This window comes from Flavobacterium sp. FG19, from assembly GCF_057809475.1.
The window spans coordinates 18434-38400 of the sequence record NZ_JBMDKA010000042.1; the positions used below are offsets into that span (position 1 = coordinate 18434).

Sequence of the window (19967 nt, forward strand, 5' to 3'; positions counted from 1 at the left end):
AGTATACCAGTTTTGTAATTATGAGTGGTCCGGTTCAAATTCCTTTCAAAAGCTTTATCCAGCTTAAGCCGGAAGAAAGTACAGCTTTGTATCTTCAGATTGTTTTTGAATTTATCAAAGCCATTCAGACGGGATTTCTGCCCGAAGGGACTAAACTTCCCGGCAGCCGCATTTTATGCAAAGTACTGGCTGTAAACCGCAATACACTTATCAAAGCTTTTCAGGATCTTGAATCGCAGGGCTGGATTGAAACGCTGCCCAATAAAGGAACTTTTATCTTATCACAGCAGAAACAAAAAAGCAGAGAGGATATTAGTGTGCTTAAAAAATCCGATAATTCCGAAATGATTTCCGGATTTACTTTTAAACGTTCGACCATTCTGGAAAACCCGACAGAAATAAGCAGTCTGCCTTTTCAGTTCAATGACGGTATGCCTGATCTAAGACTGGTTCAGACAGATGTTCTGGCAAGACTTTATGTTTCAAAACTAAAAAGGCATAAAACCTCCAGGGCTTACGAACAGCTTCAGCTTCGTTCCCATCTTAATTTTAAAACCCAGTTTGCCAATTACCTGAATCTTACCCGCGGCATTCGCATTGCTACCTCGAACCTGCTGACTACGAGCAGTCACGAAATCAGTCTGTATCTGGTGGCCAAATTACTCATAAGTCCTGGCGATAAAGTAATTGTAGCTTCTCCCGGTTATTATATTTCTAATATGACCTTAACCGATACCGGGGCACAGATCATTTCGATCCCTGTAGACAAAGACGGAATCGATACGAAACGCCTGAAAGAAATCTGTGAAACTTCCAAAATCAGGGTTTTATACCTTACTTCCAACTATCATTACCCAACCACTATGGTGCTGAGTGCCAAAAGAAGAATGGAATTGCTGGAACTGGCGCATCACTATGGCTTTGTTATTCTGGAAGACGATTATGATTTTGATTTTCATTATGACAATAACCCCGTACTTCCGCTGGCGGCATTCGATACCAGTCAGCGAGTAGTATATATCGGATCCTTCGGAAAATCACTCCCGTCCGGATTCAGTTATGGATTTGTTGCAGCTCCTGCCGAATTTATTGCTGAATTAGAAAAACATCAGAACATTCTCGAACCCGGAATTGATGTTATGAAAGAACAGGTATTAACTGAATGGATTTCTGAAGGTGAAGTACACCGTCTTTCTAAAAAGAATAAAAAAATTTATAAAGAGCGCCGGGATTACTTTGTTTTTTTGCTGAATGAAAAACTAAAAGACCGCATTAAATTCAGGATTCCGCCCAGAGGACTGGCAGTCTGGATTGAATGGCTTGATCATTTTAACCTGATCAGACTACAGAAGGAATGTGCTTTAAACGGTCTTTTTCTTCCTAAAACCATATTGTACCAAACCAGAGACTTAACTGCAACCCGTTTAGGCTTTGGCCATCTGGAAAAAGAAGAAATGGAAACAGCAGTAGCTGTTTTAAGCAAAAGTCTTGAAACCATCCTTTCGTCTGAAAGCGCAAAATAAAAGTACCAAAGTCTTTTGGCAAGACTTCGGTACTTTGGAAAATCGCCTGCGTACTAACGATTTACAGGCAGCCAATTTACAACTTACTGCAAACTAAAATGAGGTTAACAGGTTTCAAATTATAAAATGAAACCAGTTTCTTACTTTGAAACCGTTATTCTCTTTACTGATAATTATATAATTTGTAATTTTAATCTTATAATATAAAAAATGGTTTTCTGAAGTAATTTTGATATTGTTGACAAAATGAAAGTAAATCCTTTATACAATCAAAGAAACGGGGCGGGTTATGATGTGCATAAGCTGTTTTTTGATTGGTAACCGGATATATTGTATTTGGGCAGAGGATATAGCACCAGTTTCACCGTTAAGGAGTCTGAAATAAGGATGCATCAGCGGTGTAATTGGTCTGCTCAGCTGGATAGTTAATTTTTAGTATAACCTGTCATCAACCCCCAATTGACTGCGCAGTTTATAATATTCAGCTGTTCTTTGCCCATATAATATTATGTTTAGTTTGTTTTTTTTCTGAAATAAACCTGTTTTTCTACAGCAGGAACAGACTCTTCTCTCTCAAATTCTTCATATCCCAAAAGCTTTAATTCCTGTATTAAAACGGTATCCGTTTCAAAAGCTTTTACCCAGATCAGATCGTGCTTTCGCTGTGCGGCAATCTCTTCTGCCCTTTTAAACAAGGCATTAATATCAGCTGTATCAAAGTAAATGATCTCACTCAGGTTCATCGCTTTTTCGGCTCCTAAACCCTGATTAGACAGTCTGGAAGAATCCATCTTGATATACGACTGCGGTTCTTCTTCTTTATACCCCATTAAAATCTCGATAGAAAAATCGTTCTGAATTTTAAAAAGTGCTTTTTGCGAAAGATTTTCACCTGCATATTGCAATCCTTTTTCCTTCCCCAGTAAACGGGTATAAAACTGAATGGCTTTTTCCTCCATCCAGGTAACATTATCATTGATTATCACTACAAATCGTGCTGTTTTACTCATATCTTTTGGTATTAATGAACTGCAAATTTGCAAAGCAGATCGTTTTAAGAACAGAGCAATAAGACGGTTATGTTGTTCGAAAAGGGAGTTTTATAGTTATGAGATGAAAGTTCTTTCTGTTTACCGTTTAAATCCTTCAAAAATTCAAAACTCAAAAACTGATTACTCCCCACCGAGACTGAAAACCGAGACCGAGACTGAAAACTAAAAAAAAATTACCTCCTGTATTCCAAAGGCGAAATCCCTGTATGATTCTTAAAAAACCTTCCAAAACCCGACTGAGTTGGAAAATGCAGCAGATCGCTGATCTGGCTGATGGTGAGGCTCTGGTTCTGCAATAAAACTTTTGCTTCTAAAATGACCATTTCGTTAATCCAGTCGCTGGCTGTTTTCCCGCTGTTTTTTTTAATGACTTCCGACAGGTATTTTCGGGTTACATTCAAAGAATCAGCGTAATATTGCACTGTTCTTTGCGTCAGGAAATCTTTTGCGAGAAGGCTTTTGAATTTTTCAAATAACGGGTTTTGAAAAGCCGGGTGGAAATTATTTTTCTGAATAGTGTCCAGTTCATAAATCAGTATATACAAATAACTGATGAGCATAGCCGGTTTATGAGGTGAACTGCCTTCCACCACTTCTTTAACCGAATTAAAAATACGTTCGAACTTAGCATGAATAGCGCCGGACAAACGGCAGACATGCAGCTGACTGTTCTCAAAAAATTCGTATTGGTTCAAAAAGAAAACATTGGTCTGGCTCTCCAGAAAAAACTGCGGTTTAAAAAAGATAATATCAATTAAAATAGTTTCACTGTTTTTAGAAAAACTTCTAGTTACCGAGGGGCTTAACGCAATAACAGCCGGAGCTTCGACTATAGTTTCTTCAAGTCCGGTCTGCATGACAATACTGCCTTGCCGCAAAAACTCAATGGCATAACTTTCTGCCCGGTATGGTTCACTGATATACGGATGATTGTGAGTCTGAATGTAGAAATACTCATTTTTGGTATCCGCAGCAGAAAATAAACTCTTATGGTGCGTTAAGGAATAAGTCTGGATTTTACTTTTCAATGTTTCTTTTCTAAAGTATCCCAAATATAAGCAATCCTGAAATGAAAAATGACGCCATAAAGCGCCATTTTTACGTATGTAGAAATTTCAAAATCTTACTTTTTGTCGATTTTGTATAATCTTCCCTGATCGGTTACGGCGTATAAAGCACCGTCCCCGCCTTGTGTAATATCTCTAAAACGCTGGCCTTCACTTGCCAGAAGTCTTTCTTCTCCTGTTACTTTATTATCTTTAATTACCAATCGGGCAATATGTGTTGCACTCAGGGAACCAATAAAAAGGTTATTTTCCCATTCCGGCACACGGTTTCCGCTGTAAAATGTCATTCCGCTTGGCGAAATTACCGGATCCCAATAGTAAACAGGCTGTTCCATTCCTTCTTTCTGCTGGATTCCGTCTCCAATTACCTGTCCGCTGTATTCAATTCCGTACGTAATGGTCGGCCATCCGTAATTCGCTCCCGCTTTAAGTCGGTTTAGCTCATCTCCGCCTCTTGGCCCGTGTTCGCTCTGCCAGATTTCTTTGGTTACCGGATGCATTGCCAATCCCTGCGGATTTCGGTGTCCGTACGTAAATATTTCAGGTAAAGCATTCGCTCCGGCAAAAGTTGGATTTCCGGAAGCCGGCTGTCCTTCTTTCGTAATTCGTACTGTTTTTCCCAGACTGGCCGTAAGCGATTGTGCTAAAGGACGGGTCTGCAGTACAGAACGTTCTCCGGTGCTCACTATTAAATTTCCCGTCTGATCAAACAAAATACGGCCGCCATAATGCAGATCGCTTGCATTGGCCGGACTGGAACGGTAAATAACTGTTGCGTTTTCTATTGTTTTTTCGTTATCTGCCAGTCTTCCTTTCGCAACAGAAGAAATATTTCCTCCCGCTACAGCTTCCGAAAATACCCAGTATACCATTCTGTTAGTCGCAAAATCAGGATCAAGACATAAACCTAACAAACCGCCCTGATTAGCCGGATTTACAGCTGGTAACCCCGTAATAGGCTCGCTCACTACTCCGGCAGTAGTTACAATACGCATAGTTCCGGTAGTTTTCTGAGTCACTAACAAACGTCCGTCAGGCAGGGCTTTTACTCCCCACGGACTGGTAAGGGCACTTGTAATAATATCTGCTTTAAACTCTGTATTGGTAGTCATCCCGTTTACTCTGGTCTGGCCGGAAAAAGCAGGTTTATACTGCGTATTGGCCGGATTAGTTTCAACAGGATCTGTTACGGTTCCGCCTCCGTTTTCCGGTGTATCATCATTATTATTACAGCTAAAGGCTAATAAAGCTCCCGAAAGGATAAAAATGTACTTTAAATTTTTCATATAGTTATTTAATTTGGGGTTATATCTGCAAATATCTAAAATTAAATAAGGCTTGTTTTATATAATTTAAGGAAAGACTTATAGAATTTCTCTTCATAACCTTTAAAAAAACATTTTTAATCATTTGATTAAATTAGTTGTTTAAATTGAAGAAATGTTTTTACATTTGCATCGTAATTTAATTTAACGTGAAATGAGCAGCCAGAAACCGGATACCAGCACAGAAGAAAAAATCAAAGAAGCCGCCAGAACGGTTTTCTACAAAAAAGGATTTGCTGCTACCAGAACCCGTGATATTGCCGAAGAAGCAGGGCTTAACCTTGCTTTGTTAAACTACTATTTCAGAAGTAAAGCTAAACTTTTTGAAATTATTATGACCGAAACCCTGGCGGTTTTTGTAAAAAGCATGAGAATTATACTGAATGATGAAAATACTTCGCTGGAAGAAAAAATCGAACAGATTTGTTCTAACTACATCGACTTTATCATTAAAGAACCGGAGCTGCCTGGCTTTATTGTTACTGAAATACGTCATAACCCAGGCGGTTTAATAAAAAAACTTCCGGTACAGGAAACTTTTACCCAATCCTCCTTCATAAGACAGCATCAAAAAGCAGTCGCTGAAGGCAGCATCAGCGAACCGAATCCTTTGCACTTTTTTATGAACCTTATGGGGCTTATCGCTTTCCCTTTTATAGCCAAACCACTTATCATGGGCAGCCGTAATCTGGAAACGGAACAATTTAATGCTTTAATGCAGCAACGAAAAAAACTTATTCCGGTCTGGATTAAGGCTATGATGGAAGCCTAAAATTTTTTGCTGTAATTTTAATCAAATGATTAAATCGATATATTAAAACAAAAACACAACAATACAACCATTTATAATTCAATAAATTATGAATACTATTTTTAAAAAAGGATCTGTAATACTGCTCCTCTCCACGTTTATCTGGAACAGCAGTGCACAAACAACTCCTGTCCTCACACTTGAAGAATGCCACCGGCTGGCCAAAGAAAATTATCCGGCGATCATTAAACTGGATCTTGTAAATAAAAGCAGTGATTACGATATTCAAAATGCCAATAAACGTTTCCTTCCTCAGGTTACTTTTACCGGACAGGCTTCTTATCAGTCGGCCACAGTCAGTTTTCCGGATGCTCTGGGAACTCCGGGCGGTGTGCTGCCTTCCATCAGTAAAGACCAGTACAAAATACAGGCAGAAATCAACCAGCTTTTGTATGATGGAGGTAATACTAAAAACCAAAAAGAACTTATAAAAGCCAATTCGGCCCTGCAGCAGCAAAATATAGAATCCAGTTTGTATGCCATCAAACAGCGAATCAACAGTATTTATTTCTCGATACTGCTCATGGAAGCACAGCTGAAACAGAATAACCTCAACATCGAAAACCTTCAGACACAGGTTCAGAAAACCGAAGCCGCTCTTAAAAACGGCGTCGCTTTTCGAAGCAGTCTTGATGAACTGAAAGCTGAGATCTTGAACATTCAAATGGCCGGAACTGAATACCAGTCTAACAGAACCGCTTATTTAAAGATGCTGTCCTTGTTTCTTGGTAAAGAAATTTCCGTTTCCAGCCAGCTGCAGATGCCACAGTCCAATTATATACAAAACGACATAAACCGACCGGAATTAAAAGCTTACGAACTTCAAAAAAATATTTATACCGCTCAGGAAAAACAACTCCAGTCTGAATACCTGCCACAGATCAGTGCTTTTTTTCAGGGAGCTTACGGAAGACCTACACTTAACATTATTGAAAATGAATTCGGTCCGTGGTACGTAACGGGAATCCGTTTAAACTGGTCTTTGGGAAGCCTGTATACTTTATCTAATAAAAAAAGTATATATAAACTCAGCCGCGAAACAACAGAAGCCGATAAACAAACTTTTCTGCTGAATACTAAATTAGATTTATCACAGCAGGACGAACAGGTAAAAAAATATTCAGAGTTAATAAAACAGGATGAAGAAGCTATTGCCTTACGAACTGCTGTTTCAAAATCAGCTGAAGCACAGTTAAGCAACGGTGTCATTACCACTCACGAATACATTCAAAAAGTAAACACAGAACATTTGGCCCGGCAGACCAAAATACTGCATGAAATACAGCTGCTGCAAGCCTCTTACAATCAAAAATTTATCACTGGTAATTAACAATTAAACCAAACAAAATGAAAAAATTAGCAGTCCTAATAACACTATCCCTATTTTTAAACAGCTGTAAAAAGGAAACCGATTATGACGCTTCCGGAAACTTTGAAGCCGATGAAGTAATTGTTTCAGCGCAGCAGAACGGAACACTATTGTCGTACTCCGTTGAAGATGGTGCAGAACTCAAAGCCGGTGCTAAAGTCGGACAAATTGATGTACGTACTACCGAGCTTCAAAAAGAACAGATCGAAGCCAGTATTACCGCTTTATCGCAAAGAACAGTTAATCCAAACGATCAGTCAGAATTAGTACGCCGTCAGTTAACAGTACAGGAAGCACAACTCGAACAGCTGCTGCGTGAACGTACCCGGACCCAAAACCTTGTAAAAGCCGATGCAGCTACTCAAAAACAACTGGATGACAGTAATGCTGCTATTGATCAGTTAAAAAAACAAATTGCGGTAACCCGACAGCAGCTTGCCTTAAATACGTATAATACCCAGACACAAAACCGTAGTATCTTAAGTGAAAAAGCCCCACTGGAAAAATCGGCAGCACAGTATCAGGAACAAATTAATAAAGGGCAGATTATAAATCCGATTAACGGAATTGTACTGACGAATTATGTCCTGCAGGGAGAATTACAGACTATCGGAAAACCGCTTTATAAAATTGCCAATACCAGCACGCTGGATCTAAGGGCTTATATTACCGGAACACAGCTTCCGCAGATTAAAACGGGACAGCAGGTTACGGTACGGATAGATCAGGGAGAAGATCAGTATAAAAACTATACAGGTACAATTATCTGGATTTCGAATAAATCGGAATTCTCCCCTAAAACCATACAGACGAAAGACGAAAGAGCCAACCTGGTTTATGCCATTAAGGTAAAAGTAAAAAACGACGGCTATTTAAAAATTGGAATGTACGGCGAAGTTTTATGGTCTAAACAGTAAAATCATGTATTCAGTAACAGCAAAAAACCTTTCCAAAAACTACGGCGACGTAAAAGCGGTAGACGATGTTTCTTTTGAAATTAAAAAAGGAGAACTCTTTGGACTCATTGGACCGGACGGAGCCGGAAAAACGTCTATTTTCCGAATCCTGACGACGCTGCTGCTGGCCGACAGCGGAACAGCATCTGTACAGGGGCATGATGTGGTGCAGGATTATCAGGCAATACGAAACAAAGTAGGTTATATGCCGGGACGTTTTTCATTATATCAGGATTTAACGGTAAAAGAAAACCTGACTTTCTTTGCTACGGTATTTGGCACTACTATCGAAGAAAATTACGATCTGATCAAAGACATTTACGACCAGATAAAACCTTTTAACGACCGCAGGGCCGGAAAACTTTCGGGCGGAATGAAACAAAAACTGGCCCTTTGCTGTGCGCTGGTTCATAAACCCGAAGTATTGTTTCTGGACGAGCCAACTACAGGTGTTGATGTTGTTTCCCGCAAGGAATTCTGGGAAATGCTGGCCAGACTAAAAGCACAGAATATTACCATAATTGTTTCAACACCTTATATGGACGAAGCCAGACTCTGCGACCGGATTGCATTGATTCAGGACGGTAAAATTATGTCTATTGATGAACCTGACGTTATTGTTCAGAATTTTCCAAAAACGCTGTTTGCGGCCAAATCAGATGAAATTTATCTGCTGTTGAAAGATCTCAGAGCCGATCCTGCCATAGAAAGCTGTTATGCTTTTGGGGAATACCTGCATTTTACGCTTGTTTCGGATGAAAATGAAGATACTGTTTTAAAAGAACTTACCAGCAGGCATCCTCATAAAGGACTGGAAATAAAAAGAATTACAGCCACTATCGAAGACAGCTTTATACGTTTGATGCGCGAACAGACCGCAGTGGTCAATTAAAAAAGAAAACAATGGATGACAAAGCCATAATCTGTAATAACCTCACCAAACAGTTTGGTGATTTTAAAGCGGTTGACAATATTAGTTTTGAGGTAAACCGGGGAGAAATATTTGGTTTCCTGGGTGCCAACGGGGCCGGTAAAACTACTGCCATGCGTATACTCTGCGGGCTTTCATTCCCTACTTCGGGTGAAGCTGTCGTAGCAGGGTTTAATGTTTATAAACAACAGGAACAAATCAAGAAAAACATTGGTTACATGAGTCAGAAGTTCTCTTTGTACGATAACCTGACAATACTGGAAAACATTGAGTTCTACGGTGGTGTCTACGGTATTTCCCGTCCCGAAATAAAAGTACGAAGCCAAAACCTGATCGAAACATTGGGACTTGAAAAAGAGGCAAAAAAAATGGTGGGCGATCTGCCTTTGGGATGGAAACAGAAATTAGCCTTTTCGACCGCTATTTTCCACCGCCCTAAAATTGTGTTTTTGGACGAACCTACAGGAGGCGTTGACCCCATTACCCGAAGACAGTTCTGGGACATGATTTACGAAGCCGCAGCTGCCGGAATTACCGTATTTGTAACCACACATTATATGGACGAAGCCGAATACTGCGACCGTATTACGGTAATGGTTGACGGACGTGTAGAAGCTTTAGACAGCCCCGCTAATCTGAAGACCAGATTTAACACTCATTCTATGGACGATGTTTTTTATCAACTGGCAAGAGGTGCCAAAAGATCCGGAGATTAAAAATGAAACAATTAACCGCTTTTATCAGAAAAGAATTCTACCATGTTTTCAGGGACCGCAGAACGCTGCTGATCCTTTTTGGACTTCCGGTGGTGCAGATCATTCTATTTGGTTTTGCTCTAAGCAGCGAAGTCAAAAACATTGGTCTGGGCATTCAGGATAATGCCCATGATGTCAATTCACAGCAGATTATTAATAAAATTAGTACCAGTACTTATTTTAAAGTTAAAAATCCGGTTTTGGATTATGAGGATATCGAAAAACGGTTTAAAGAAGGCAGTATCAAATGTGCCGTTATTTTTCCGGCCAATTTTGGTAATGAGCTGTACCGAAGCAATGGAGCGCAGATCCAGGTAATTGCCGATGCCTCAGATCCCAATACGGCCACAATAGTAACCAATTATCTAAAAGCCATCATAGGTGATTATCAGCAGCAGCTTAATCCCAACGTAAAACTCTCTTATCTGATTGTTCCTCAACTGAGACAGCTCTACAACGAAGAACAAAACGGTTCCCTTAATTTTATTCCTGGAGTTATTGCCCTTATTTTTATGATAGTCAGTACCGCTCTGACCTCGGTGGCCGTAGTACGCGAAAAAGAACTGGGAACTATGGAAATTCTGCTTGTCTCCCCTTTTAAACCGATTATGGTGTTAATTGCCAAGGCCATTCCGTATCTTGTACTTTCCCTGATCAATTTTATTATTATCTTACTGCTTTCTGTGTTTTTACTTGATATTACCATCAAAGGAAATCTCGTACTCATTTTTGCCGAAAGCATTCTTTTTATCATCACCTGTCTGTCCTTAGGTTTGCTGATTTCGAATGTTACCAATTCGCAGCAGACGGCTATGCTTATTTCTATGATGGGTATGATGCTGCCAACGCTTATTTTGACCGGCTTTATGTTTCCGCTTGAAAATATGCCGGTTTTGTTTCAGGTTATTTCGCATGCCGTACCTTCCCGATATTACTATTCCATTATGAAAGCAGTAATGCTGAAAGGACTTGGATTTAGTTATGTCTGGAAAGAAACTCTGGTACTTGCGGGAATGTCTGCCGTACTTTTAACTATTGCCCTCAAAAAGTTTAAAATCAGATTGTCATGAAAAAACTGCTCTTTTTACTCCAGAAAGAATTTCGTCAGATACGAAGAGATAAAACCATACTGGCCATGATGTTTGCCATGCCTACAGTTCAGCTGATCATAATGCCGCTGGCGGCCAATTTTGAGGTAAAAAACATTAATGTAGTGTATGTCGATCACGATCACAGCCCGTATTCTCAAAAACTGATTCATAAAATTGCTTCTTCTGGTTATTTTGTAATTATTGACAGTCCTGCTTCCTATAAAGAAGGTTTAAAGCAGATTGAAAAAGGAGATGCTGATCTGGTTCTGGAAATTCCTTCCGGTTTTGAACGCAATCTTGTTCGGGAAGGCAGTCAGCAGGTTAATATTGCCGTTGATGCCATTAACGGCACAAAATCTTCTATCGGGAGTGCTTATCTCACCTCGGTCATCACTGAATTCAACAGCAGCCTTGATATCAATATTAAATCTTCAAAAGGTACTGTTTACCTTCCGGCAGCAGCTGTAAATATTGAAAATTCTAACTGGTACAATCCAAGGGCAGAATACAAATATTATATGGTGCCCGGTATTTTGGTTTTGCTTTTAACCCTGATAGGCGGTTTTCTTACAGCACTCAATATTGTACGGGAAAAAGAAATTGGCACCATCGAACAAATCAATGTAACCCCAATTAAAAAATGGCAGTTTATTTTAGGAAAACTCATCCCGTTCTGGATTGTGGGTATGATTGTTTTCACGGTAGGTCTAACGGTAATGTATCTGGTTTACGGAATATTTCCGCTCGGAAGTATCGCATTATTATATCTGTTTGCCGCTGTATATCTGATTGCGCTTTTGGGTTTGGGACTTTTGATTTCAACCTTTGCCGATACACAATTACAGGCCATGTTTATTGCCTTCTTTTTTATGATGGTTTTTATGCTGATGAGCGGCTTGTTTACAAGTACCGACAGTATGCCGGAATGGGCAAAAGTCATTTCAGACTTAACCCCGGTAACCCATTTTATTAAGGTAGTGCGTCATATTGTTTTAAAAGGAAGCGGTTTTAATGAAGTAGGTACAGAACTGTTTTACCTGCTTGGTTTTGCTGTTGTACTGAATAGTCTTGCGATTTACAATTACCGAAAAACCAGCTAAACACACTTCTGCACCTGCTTCACTTTATAAGATATCACCAGCTGTATTTCAATATAAGTCTGGCATTAAACGGAGTTCCCGCAGTAAAATGAATTTCTTCGACCGGATCAGTTTCATTCGCTAATCTTGATTCGGTCAGGAACTGCGTTTCTTTCCATTTGGTATTAAAAATATTATCGATATTGAGCCCTACAGATACTTTTTTGATTTGATAATTTACAGAAAAATCAGTGATACAATACCCTTTGGCAACAACTGAATTGTCTTCGTTCGCAGGACGGTCGCCCAAAAATCTTGTTCTTAAACTTCCTGAAAATCCTTTTAAATCTTTTACAGAGAATCCGTTCATTACCGTATGAACCGGAGCCAGCGGCAGGTAATCACTGCCACTTGGTTCGTCTATTGATCTGGCATGAGTATAGGTATAATCTGTATTCCAGAATAACCAATTGGTTAATTGGTATCTAAAACCAAAATCAAAACCTTTTCTTTCTGTTTTTCCGCTTGGTTCCACTACCGCCTCATCGCCTACATAAACAAATTCCTGAGCCAGATACAGATACCAGAGTGCCGAATTAATAATCATTCTTGGAAAAGGTTTCCAGTTAATTCCTAAATCAGCACCGTAAGTTTCCGGAAGGATTTTTTCTCCTTTCTGCGCCACAACTACACGGGTATCATTACTGTGAAATCCTTTTCCGAGTTTTAAGAAATATTGTAATTTATCATTTTGAGTATATAAAAAGTTCAGTTTCGGACTTACAATCGCTTTAGTTTGTGTTTGATTGGCATAGGTTGATGCCAGCTGATCTTCGTAACCAAATTTGAAATAATCCAAACGTAAACCTCCGTTTATTAACCATTTCCCTGTAATAAAATCAAGACTGGAATAACCAAAAAGATTGGTTTGGTTTACATTTCCTAAACTTAGATATTCTAAAACTGTTTTTCGGTTTACGGTATGCGATAACTCTACGTCTTTATTAGTATCATTTCGTAATCCGGCACCTAGTTTAAAACGCCACTTTTCATTCAGTTTCTGATCGTATTCTGACTGAAAACCTACAATAGTCCTGTTTTCTTTCTGTTTAATCTGATCGCCGTTTACAGGATCATTCAGGAAAAAGGTGAAATTAGAATACAGTTCAAAATCATATTTACTGATAAAAGCACTGCTTTTGATATGCGTATTTTCATCAATTCTGGCATCGTACTGCAGATTGAAATTGGTTCTGTCTGTATTTCCGCCTTCGTTAGGATCAATTGCACCGTAATGCGAAATAGTTCCGTCGTTTACAGCACGATCCGGAATTTGTCCGCTGGCATCCCACTGGCTTTTAAAATGTGAAACCGACAAAGCCAGACGATCTCCGTTATTCATTTTTGCAGCATATTTTCCAAACAAATTTATTCGGCTAAAGTTCTGAGGCGCATCAAAATAACCATCAGTCATCATATACTCTCCGGCAAAATAAGCCGACTGGTTTTCTTTATTCAGTAAATTAAACATGGCAACGGTGCGGAAGGTATCAAACTGCCCGCCTTCAAAAGAAACCGAACTGTTTTGTAAAGCATTTTTAGTATTAAACCCAACATATCCTGCTGTTGTAAAATCTCCTTTATCAGCAAAATAGGCTCCTTTATCAAAATCAATATTGTCTACCGTTTCCGGAATTACAAAATGCAGGTCAGAATACCCTTGTCCGTGTGCATGCGATACCATATTTACCGGCATTCCGTCAACTGTAATATTAATATCGGTTCCGTGATCACAGTCAAAACCTCTTAAAAAAATCTGTTCTGCTTTTCCACCGCCGGCATGCTGCCCTATAAAAAGTCCGGGAACCTTGCGAAGTAAATCCTGAGAGTTGGAAATGGGCTGAATCTCCAAATCAATTTTAGAAATCGTATTCAGATATTTCAGATTATGGGTAATGGTAACTTCTTCCAGTAAAAAAGGCTTTTCTTCTAATTGAAGGGAAAGAAAATCACTGGAGGAAAGTTTTATTTTTTGTGTCGTATAGCCCTGTTTAGAAATATGAAGACTATCTTCGATTTTGGTTTCTTCTAAAGTAAATTTTCCGTTTACATCAGAATGGGCATGTGTTTTGGAAACTAAATCCCGAATCAAAACATCTGAAAGCGGTTTCCCCTCTGCATCTGTTACAACTCCTGAAACTGACTGTGCTTGTGTCGTAAAAGACAAAATAAAGACCGAAAAAACAAAAAATAAGCGCATGTACTAAAAATTTGATAAAATACAAGCAAATATAGAAGTCAAAACTGCCTAAAACAAAAAGAGCCTTAAATTTTAAATTTAAAGCTCTCTTTTTTATAGTAATTTATAACGAAAATAAATTAGTCCCATTTATTGCTTTTAGAAACAGCATATTTCCCGGCTCCGGTAAAAAACAAACCAACTGAACCTAACAGATAAAGCATTAAAAGTTCATTGGCATATCCGCCGTGTTCACTGATCGAGAAAATATCCTGAGCGTGTGCCACAGCAATCGCTACTATACAGGTAATGGCAAGAAGAACCGCTGCAATTCTGGTACGGAAACCTAATAAAATAGCAATTGGTGCTAAAACTTCACCAATATAAACCGCATAGCCAAAGGCCCCCATATTGTCTACAAGGAAAGAAATTCCATGAATTAGTTTAGCAATACCGTGGAAAAGCATTAAGCCTCCAACGCTGATTCTAAGTAATAATAATCCAATGTTTGTGTTTTTTGAAATCATAATAATTTTGTTTTGGGTTTTAAAAAATGAAATACAAATTTGGCTTGTAATTCGGCTAAAATACAAAAATTGTTGTGATCCAAATAACACTATTTAAAATAATTCTAAATAATTAAATTTAAACATATAGTCCCGAAGCCTCGGGATAGTTATTTGTTTGTCTAAAAAGAATAGAGAAAGAAACTAGTTTCTAACACATAGTTTGCTATGTGTATTATTGCAAATGAAATGCCTTTACACGATAGCAGAGACTATGTTTCTATGTGTTTAAAACTATATTCAAAGATATTTTTCAATAAACAGAAAACTTTTTAGAACTTAATCGCAATCTTTCCAATCGCCTTTCCTGATTCTAAAAGCTGATGTGCTTTCTTTAAATTTTCAGCCGAAAGTCCGTTGTAGGTATCTTTTAAAGTTGTTTTTAAAATACCTTCGTCCAGTAAATCAGCTACCTTATTTAAGATATGATGCTGCTCAATCATATCTTCTGTTTGATACATCGAACGCGTGTACATCAATTCCCATGAAAAAGAAACACTTTTGCTTTTCAGTTTATTTAGAACAACTGGTTCAGCGCTTCCGGTAATCGAAGCAATATGTCCCTGTGGTTTAATCAATTCAGCCATGGTATCCCAATACGCATTGGTATCTACAAAATCCAGAATAAAATCAACGTTTTGGAAACCTGCTTCTCTTACTGAAGCCACTAAATCTTTATGGTTCACCACATAATCGGCTCCCTGTTGTTTGCACCAATCCATAGTTTCCGGACGAGATGCCGTTGCAATAACCGTTAATCCTGCCATTTTCTTTGCCAGCTGAATCGCAATCGAACCTACTCCGCCGGCGCCTCCAATAACTAAGATGGATTTTCCTTTGTCTTTCTCTGCATTAATTCTGATTCGGTCAAACAAAATTTCCCAGGCAGTTAAAGCGGTTAACGGAATCACAGCTGATTCTTCAGCATTTAATGTTGTGGGTTTTCTGCCGACAATTCGTTCATCAATAATCTGATATTCGGTATTGCTTCCCTGTTTGGTAATATCTCCGGCGTAATACACTAAATCACCAACTTCAAATAAAGTGACTTTCTCTCCTACTGCCTGTACAATTCCGACAGCATCCCAGCCAATAATTTTCGGCGTTTCCAAAATGGTATCTTTCGCCGCACTCTGACGAATTTTAAAATCAACCGGATTTACGGAAATAGCGTCAATTTTTACTAATAAATCGTGCGCTCCGGGTACCGGTTTTTCAGTTTCAAATTCAATAAAACTGTCTTTTTCTTCTATAGATAATGAGGTTTTAAATCCTATTGCTTTCATTGTTTTTAAATTTTGGTTTAAAATATAATAACAAAGATAGTTGCTCTATGGATGCTAATGCTGGTATAAATTGGGACTAAATTTGTATATTTTTTTCAAAGGTGCTAAGTTGCTGAGAGGCTGAGTTTTTTTTTATTTCACGCAGATTTAGCGGATTTAAGCAGATAAACGCAGATCTTTTTTTTAATCTGCTGAAATCTGCAGAATCTGCGTGAAAAATATATTAACCCAATTATCCTCTTTTTGTTTCTCACACCTAGTCCACACAGTCTGTCATTCCGAGGAACGAGGAATCTCCACAAGTAGCTCCGCATAGTGAATCGCCAATCTTTGTAGAGTTTCTTACGGAGATCTCTCCTTCGTCGGGATGACAAAACTATCGCTTTAGAAAGCGGAAACCTAAATATAATAAACAAGTAAAACGCCTTTATCCGCAAACAATAACTATGTTTCTATGTGTTTAAATAAAACTCTAAATTTGTTTTATCAAAATTTCGTAAAATGAATATCAGAAAAGCCAACAAATCCGAATCCAAATATATTGCACCTATATTATTATTAGCGATGGAGGATATTGTCTATAAATTTTTGGCTAAGAAAGAGTACGCTTCCGCGAAAGACTTTCTGGAATATTTCATCGAAAGAGAAAACAATCAATACTCTTATCAAAATTGTTTTGTGGCTGAGGAAAATGGCGAAATCATTGGCGCAGTTAACATTTATGATGGTTCTGAAATAGAAAGCCTAAGAAAACCAATCATTGAATACGTTAGAAAAAATTATAATCCCACTTTTAATCCTGAATTTGAAACCAAAGAAGGAGAATTTTACATCGATTCATTAGGCGTAAATCCAAATAATCAGGGAAAAGGAATTGGTTCAAAACTGTTGGTTTTTCTGATTAATGAATATGTACATCAAAATAAACAGACTTTAGGTTTATTAGTGGAAGAAGATAATCCACTGGCAAAAAATCTTTATCTGAAACTTGGATTTACAATTGTGGGCGAAAAAACTTTGGTTGGCAAAAAACTCGAACATCTTCAAATTGGTAACGAATAATGCCGCTTTCGCTAAAGAAAATCATTAAATTTAAAATCCAAAACAAACCAAAAATGAACCTTAATACTGTATTTGAATCCAATTATAAAAAACTGGGATTTCTGATTCTGAATCAAGAAACCGTAGAAGAAATAAACAGTGACGAATACAAAGCTTATATTAAGGTATTATATCTTCCGGAAGAGTATCTGGTTACTATTGATTTTAAGCAATATCAAACCAAAAGTCCTTCTCTGTTTTTCATCAACAGCAATCAATATCTGCAGATTAATAAGGAAGGAAAAAAGCAGGGTTATTTTATGTACTACAATCGTGATTTCTATTGCGTACAGATTCATGATGCCGAAGTAGCCTGTGACGGACTGTTATTCAATAATATTTTTGAAATGCCCATGACCGCTTTACCAGACAAAGAGGTTTTGTTTATTGAAGGGATTTTCAATCAGATTCAGGAAGAGTTTGTTTCACCCGATTCTTCGCAGGAAGAAATGATTCGAACCTATTTGAAACAACTTATTATTAAAGCAACCCGAATCTGGAAAATCCAGCAATTAGGAGTTCTCAACGAAGAACCAACTAAAGAAATGGATTTCTTCAGGGATTTCAGCCGATTGGTCGAAATTCATTTCAGAACCAAACATACCGTTGCCGATTATGCCGATATTTTAGGCGTTGCTCCGAAAACACTTTCAAACAAATTCAATCGTCTGGAGCTGACACAGCCTAACGATATTATAAAAGACCGCATTATTCTGGAAGCTAAAAGGCTTTTGGGGTATTCTTCTTTAAGTGTAAAAGAGATTGCATACCAACTCGGATATGAAGATCCGGCTTATTTTAACCGACTTTTTACCAATAAAGTCGGCGATACTCCGTCAAATTTCAAGAAAAAATACCTTCAAGGGAAAAATGTACAATTAGAATAGACTTTTATCCATTTTCAGAGGCTTATTACCACCATATCTTTGTCCTATCAAATTATAAATGATAAAACAATAAAGATATGAAACGTAAAGCAAAAGCCGTTTGGAACGGTGACATTAAAACCGGAAAAGGAACTCTTACTACAGACAGTACCGTATTAAATAGTACTCAATATTCTTTCAACAGCCGTTTCTCAGACGGTATCGGAACCAATCCTGAAGAATTATTAGCCGCTGCCCACGCTGGCTGTTTCACTATGAAACTAAGCTTAGACTTAACTACAGCTGGATTCACAGTTGACGAATTAGCTACTCAATCAACTATTACTTTAAACGACGGAAAGATTACGCAGTCTCTTTTAGTGCTAAACGCTAAAGTTCCGGGAATTTCTGAAGAAGAATTTTTAAAAATCGCTCAGGGCGCCGAAAAAACGTGTCCGGTGAGTCAGGCTTTTTCTTTCGAAATTGTTTTACAGGCAAATCTAATCAGCTAAACATCAAAATCTTATAACAAATAACATACATTATGAAAACAATACAATCCATACAAAGAGGTATATTTATAGTTACATTATTAACTCTAAATACAATAGCTATGGCACAAGAAAGACCATATAAAGGACAAAATGACCCAGAAATCTTTACAGAGGTCCGCAGCTTTTTAAATGCATTAAATTCAGGCGACGGAAAACCATTAGAACAATTATCTGTAGCAGATGCAAGAAATGTTTTAGTAGGCGCACAAAAATCAGTAGAAGTCGATTATTCTGGCATCGAAGAATCTGAAAAAGTAATTTCTCAAAACGGCTTAAAAGTAAAAATTCATATCACTAAACCTAAAGGAGCAAAAGCAAATTCACCGGTATTTATCTTTATTCACGGCGGCGGATGGGTTTTAGGAGATTATCCTACGCATAGAAGATTAGTGAGAGATTTGGTTGTAGAAAGCGGCGCTGTGGCAGTTTTCCCGGATTATACGCCTTCTCCCGAAGCTAAATATCCGGTTGCGATTAACGAAATTTATGCTGCTACACAATGGGTAGCCGAAAACGGAAAAGAAATTGGTGTAGACGGTAAAAACCTTGCGGTTGTTGGAAACAGTGTGGGTGGTAATATGACGGCTGCGATTACTTTAATGGCTAAAGATAAAAAAGGCCCGCATATTAAATTACAAGTTTTATTGTGGCCGGTAACCGATGCTAATTTTGAAACTGAATCTTATAATTTATATGCCAACGGACGTTTCTTAACTAAAAACATGATGAAATGGTTCTGGGACAACTACTTACCTGATACTGCTAAAAGAACAGAGAAATATGCTTCTCCATTACAGGCAAGTTTAGCAGAATTAAAAGACTTACCTCCTGCTCTGGTGCAGACTGCTGAAAATGACGTTTTAAGAGACGAAGGTGAAGCTTATGCCAGAAAGCTTAATGAAGCCGGAGTTCCTGTTACCTTAACCAGATACAACGGTTTGATTCACGACTACGGACTTTTAAATCCGATTGCCCATGTACCCGCTATTCAGACTGCTGTGCAGCAAGCAGCAATCGTAATCAAAACGACACTGAAATAAGAATTTCAAAACAAATTGAAAAAGAAGTTTTCTCAAAAGGAAAGCTTCTTTTTTTTTAAGCTTCAGAGAAGCGGCATATTTATAAAAAAAACAAACGATTACAAAATAAAACTCCAGAGGAGCGAAATGTTTCTAAATTATTGTGTCGCTCCTCCGGAGCTTTCGTCATTTGTTGTATTGATATTCTATAAATATTCTGCCCCGCTGGGGCTTTTGCTGATAAAATAATCTTTATAAGTTTCCATATAAATCCCAAGAGCTCTTTTTTTTTTAAAGCTTCAGAGAAGCAACATATTTATATAAAAAAATAAACGGTTACAAAATAAAGCTCCAGAGGAGCGACATACATTATAGAA

Annotated in this window: 18 protein-coding genes; 12 read left to right on the forward strand and 6 right to left on the reverse strand. The window is 38.1% G+C overall.

The genetic code is table 11. The features are described 5' to 3' along the window. Positions 1-20: 20 nt before the first annotated feature. Positions 21-1523, forward strand: a complete 1503-nt coding sequence (locus tag ACODST_RS25955; protein WP_488935003.1) for an aminotransferase-like domain-containing protein — start codon at positions 21-23, stop codon at positions 1521-1523. A 512-nt stretch (positions 1524-2035) separates the two neighbouring features. On the opposite strand, the gene ACODST_RS25960 is transcribed toward ACODST_RS25955, so the two are convergent. The 3 genes from ACODST_RS25960 to ACODST_RS25970 form a co-directional block, all read right to left on the reverse strand. Then, complete coding sequence (locus ACODST_RS25960; RefSeq protein WP_488935004.1) at positions 2036-2533, reverse strand: hypothetical protein; 498 nt, start codon at positions 2531-2533, stop codon at positions 2036-2038. 215 nt (positions 2534-2748) lie between these two features. Then, positions 2749-3603 carry a helix-turn-helix domain-containing protein gene (locus ACODST_RS25965; protein WP_488935005.1) on the reverse strand — a complete coding sequence of 285 codons (855 nt, stop codon included), beginning with the start codon at positions 3601-3603 and terminating at the stop codon, positions 2749-2751. 95 nt (positions 3604-3698) lie between these two features. Continuing rightward, positions 3699-4928 carry a PQQ-dependent sugar dehydrogenase gene (locus ACODST_RS25970; RefSeq protein WP_488935006.1) on the reverse strand — a complete coding sequence of 410 codons (1230 nt, stop codon included), beginning with the start codon at positions 4926-4928 and terminating at the stop codon, positions 3699-3701. Between the two features lie 193 nt (positions 4929-5121). Between ACODST_RS25970 and ACODST_RS25975 the strand changes: the two genes are divergently transcribed. From ACODST_RS25975 to ACODST_RS26005, 7 genes are all read left to right on the forward strand, one after another. Continuing rightward, positions 5122-5739: a TetR/AcrR family transcriptional regulator gene (locus tag ACODST_RS25975; RefSeq protein WP_488935007.1), complete on the forward strand. Its 618-nt coding sequence runs from the start codon at positions 5122-5124 to the stop codon at positions 5737-5739. An 88-nt stretch (positions 5740-5827) separates the two neighbouring features. Beyond that, the gene (locus ACODST_RS25980) at positions 5828-7108 is read left to right on the forward strand and encodes a TolC family protein (protein WP_488935008.1); all 1281 of its coding nucleotides are present in this window, start codon (positions 5828-5830) and stop codon (positions 7106-7108) included. Between the two features lie 17 nt (positions 7109-7125). Further along, positions 7126-8064, forward strand: coding sequence for an HlyD family secretion protein (locus tag ACODST_RS25985; protein ID WP_488935009.1), 939 nt, complete (start codon positions 7126-7128; stop codon positions 8062-8064). 4 nt (positions 8065-8068) lie between these two features. Continuing rightward, positions 8069-8995: an ABC transporter ATP-binding protein gene (locus ACODST_RS25990; protein ID WP_488935010.1), complete on the forward strand. Its 927-nt coding sequence runs from the start codon at positions 8069-8071 to the stop codon at positions 8993-8995. 11 nt (positions 8996-9006) lie between these two features. Next, on the forward strand, positions 9007-9750 hold the full coding sequence (locus ACODST_RS25995; protein WP_488935011.1) for an ABC transporter ATP-binding protein: 744 nt from the start codon (positions 9007-9009) through the stop codon (positions 9748-9750). 2 nt (positions 9751-9752) lie between these two features. Further along, positions 9753-10859, forward strand: a complete 1107-nt coding sequence (locus tag ACODST_RS26000; RefSeq protein ID WP_488935012.1) for an ABC transporter permease — start codon at positions 9753-9755, stop codon at positions 10857-10859. After that, positions 10856-11980: an ABC transporter permease gene (locus ACODST_RS26005; protein WP_488935013.1), complete on the forward strand. Its 1125-nt coding sequence runs from the start codon at positions 10856-10858 to the stop codon at positions 11978-11980. The genes ACODST_RS26000 and ACODST_RS26005 overlap by 4 nt, the downstream gene beginning before the upstream one ends. A gap of 34 nt (positions 11981-12014) precedes the next feature. Here ACODST_RS26005 and ACODST_RS26010 read toward each other — a convergent pair whose 3' ends face one another. From ACODST_RS26010 to ACODST_RS26020, 3 genes are all read right to left on the reverse strand, one after another. Further along, a complete protein-coding gene (locus tag ACODST_RS26010; protein WP_488935014.1) occupies positions 12015-14219 on the reverse strand; it encodes a TonB-dependent receptor in 2205 nt (734 codons plus the stop codon). 119 nt (positions 14220-14338) lie between these two features. Continuing rightward, on the reverse strand, positions 14339-14725 hold the full coding sequence (locus tag ACODST_RS26015) for a DoxX family protein (RefSeq protein WP_488935015.1): 387 nt from the start codon (positions 14723-14725) through the stop codon (positions 14339-14341). A gap of 311 nt (positions 14726-15036) precedes the next feature. Then, entirely contained in the window at positions 15037-16050 is a 1014-nt protein-coding gene (locus ACODST_RS26020) for a zinc-binding alcohol dehydrogenase family protein (RefSeq protein WP_488935016.1), read from the reverse strand. Between the two features lie 501 nt (positions 16051-16551). Between ACODST_RS26020 and ACODST_RS26025 the strand changes: the two genes are divergently transcribed. The 4 genes from ACODST_RS26025 to ACODST_RS26040 all read left to right on the forward strand — a co-directional run bounded on the left by ACODST_RS26025 (position 16552) and on the right by ACODST_RS26040 (position 19611). Beyond that, positions 16552-17112, forward strand: coding sequence for a GNAT family N-acetyltransferase (locus ACODST_RS26025; RefSeq protein WP_488935017.1), 561 nt, complete (start codon positions 16552-16554; stop codon positions 17110-17112). A 53-nt stretch (positions 17113-17165) separates the two neighbouring features. Further along, positions 17166-18038, forward strand: a complete 873-nt coding sequence (locus ACODST_RS26030) for a helix-turn-helix domain-containing protein (protein ID WP_488935018.1) — start codon at positions 17166-17168, stop codon at positions 18036-18038. A 77-nt stretch (positions 18039-18115) separates the two neighbouring features. Further along, complete coding sequence (locus ACODST_RS26035) at positions 18116-18529, forward strand: OsmC family protein (RefSeq protein ID WP_488935019.1); 414 nt, start codon at positions 18116-18118, stop codon at positions 18527-18529. Positions 18530-18630: 101 nt separating this feature from the next. Beyond that, entirely contained in the window at positions 18631-19611 is a 981-nt protein-coding gene (locus ACODST_RS26040; protein ID WP_488935020.1) for an alpha/beta hydrolase, read from the forward strand. Positions 19612-19967: the final 356 nt, after the last annotated feature.

What these genes read in the sequence shown, in the direction of transcription:
- ACODST_RS25955 (WP_488935003.1), top strand. Translation starts at nt 21, where the DNA reads ATGAGTGGTCCGGTTCAAATTCCTTTCAAAAGCTTTATCCAGCTTAAG.
- ACODST_RS25960 (WP_488935004.1), bottom strand. Translation starts at nt 2,533, where the DNA reads ATGAGTAAAACAGCACGATTTGTAGTGATAATCAATGATAATGTTACC.
- ACODST_RS25970 (WP_488935006.1), bottom strand. Translation starts at nt 4,928, where the DNA reads ATGAAAAATTTAAAGTACATTTTTATCCTTTCGGGAGCTTTATTAGCC.
- ACODST_RS25975 (WP_488935007.1), top strand. Translation starts at nt 5,122, where the DNA reads ATGAGCAGCCAGAAACCGGATACCAGCACAGAAGAAAAAATCAAAGAA.
- ACODST_RS25980 (WP_488935008.1), top strand. Translation starts at nt 5,828, where the DNA reads ATGAATACTATTTTTAAAAAAGGATCTGTAATACTGCTCCTCTCCACG.
- ACODST_RS25985 (WP_488935009.1), top strand. Translation starts at nt 7,126, where the DNA reads ATGAAAAAATTAGCAGTCCTAATAACACTATCCCTATTTTTAAACAGC.
- ACODST_RS25990 (WP_488935010.1), top strand. Translation starts at nt 8,069, where the DNA reads ATGTATTCAGTAACAGCAAAAAACCTTTCCAAAAACTACGGCGACGTA.
- ACODST_RS25995 (WP_488935011.1), top strand. Translation starts at nt 9,007, where the DNA reads ATGGATGACAAAGCCATAATCTGTAATAACCTCACCAAACAGTTTGGT.
- ACODST_RS26000 (WP_488935012.1), top strand. Translation starts at nt 9,753, where the DNA reads ATGAAACAATTAACCGCTTTTATCAGAAAAGAATTCTACCATGTTTTC.
- ACODST_RS26005 (WP_488935013.1), top strand. Translation starts at nt 10,856, where the DNA reads ATGAAAAAACTGCTCTTTTTACTCCAGAAAGAATTTCGTCAGATACGA.
- ACODST_RS26010 (WP_488935014.1), bottom strand. Translation starts at nt 14,219, where the DNA reads ATGCGCTTATTTTTTGTTTTTTCGGTCTTTATTTTGTCTTTTACGACA.
- ACODST_RS26015 (WP_488935015.1), bottom strand. Translation starts at nt 14,725, where the DNA reads ATGATTTCAAAAAACACAAACATTGGATTATTATTACTTAGAATCAGC.
- ACODST_RS26020 (WP_488935016.1), bottom strand. Translation starts at nt 16,050, where the DNA reads ATGAAAGCAATAGGATTTAAAACCTCATTATCTATAGAAGAAAAAGAC.
- ACODST_RS26025 (WP_488935017.1), top strand. Translation starts at nt 16,552, where the DNA reads ATGAATATCAGAAAAGCCAACAAATCCGAATCCAAATATATTGCACCT.
- ACODST_RS26030 (WP_488935018.1), top strand. Translation starts at nt 17,166, where the DNA reads ATGAACCTTAATACTGTATTTGAATCCAATTATAAAAAACTGGGATTT.
- ACODST_RS26035 (WP_488935019.1), top strand. Translation starts at nt 18,116, where the DNA reads ATGAAACGTAAAGCAAAAGCCGTTTGGAACGGTGACATTAAAACCGGA.
- ACODST_RS26040 (WP_488935020.1), top strand. Translation starts at nt 18,631, where the DNA reads ATGGCACAAGAAAGACCATATAAAGGACAAAATGACCCAGAAATCTTT.